Below are 860 nucleotides of genomic sequence, written 5' to 3' on the forward strand. Positions count from 1 at the left end.
CCGCAGGAGCATTCCTGTTAATCAACGAATGTGCGGTTGAAAAAAAGAAGACCCTCCGTTATGATGCAGGTGTATTAAGCCCAATCGCACATCACTAAGGAGGATCTTCATATGCATCATAATAGAAATTTTCGTATTGATCAAGTAACTGAACAAACATTGGTTGTTGGTATTGATATCGCTAAAGCCACCCACTATGCTTGTGCTGTTGATGAACGTGGACGAGAGTTGTCTAAGAGCTGGAAGTTTAAGCAATCTTACCAGGGCTTTGAAGATTTCTATTCATCACTCATGAAACTCTTAGAGTCACAAGGTAAGAATGATATCTTGGTTGGATTTGAACCAACGGGTCACTTTTGGATGAACCTAGCTGAATTTCTGACGGAATACGAGATTCCTTTTGTCATAGTTAATCCTTTTCACGTCAAGAAATCTAAAGAGCTAGATGACAATTCGCCAAGCAAGAATGATATCAAGGATGCCCGGCTTATTGCCAAAATGATCACATACGGCCATTACAGTATTCCAAGAGATCAGAATAAGACAGACACTGAATTACGTAAAGGGACGTCCTTCAGAGCTCGCCTTAGAAAAGAACTGTCTGCCACTCAGAATCGAATCCGACGTTGGATGGATCTTTACTTCCCTGAATTCTCATCGGTTTATAAGGGGCTTGGTGAACAAGCTTGTGCGATTCTGAAACATACACCATTACCTGTCGATGTCATGGTTTATTCTGCTGAAAAAATTGTTCACACCCATCGGGAAGCAGGCATTTCCTATCTTCCCCAAAAGAAAGTGGAACAGTTGATGCAGAAAGCAGAAGACTCGATAGGCGTAAAGAATAGTAATAAGATGGC

At 41.3% G+C, this 860-nt stretch carries 1 protein-coding gene; it reads left to right on the plus strand.

Features of this window, described 5'->3' with window-relative positions; genetic code table 11:
- Window positions 1-111 precede the first annotated feature (111 nt).
- Window positions 112-860 (plus strand): IS110 family transposase (locus ACHABW_RS25910; RefSeq protein ID WP_435759919.1); only part of this gene is annotated, 749 nt, incomplete at its 3' end.

Origin of the sequence: Salipaludibacillus sp. CF4.18 (assembly GCF_051262595.1) — a bacterium.
Lineage (GTDB): Bacteria > Bacillota > Bacilli > Bacillales > Salisediminibacteriaceae > Salipaludibacillus > Salipaludibacillus neizhouensis.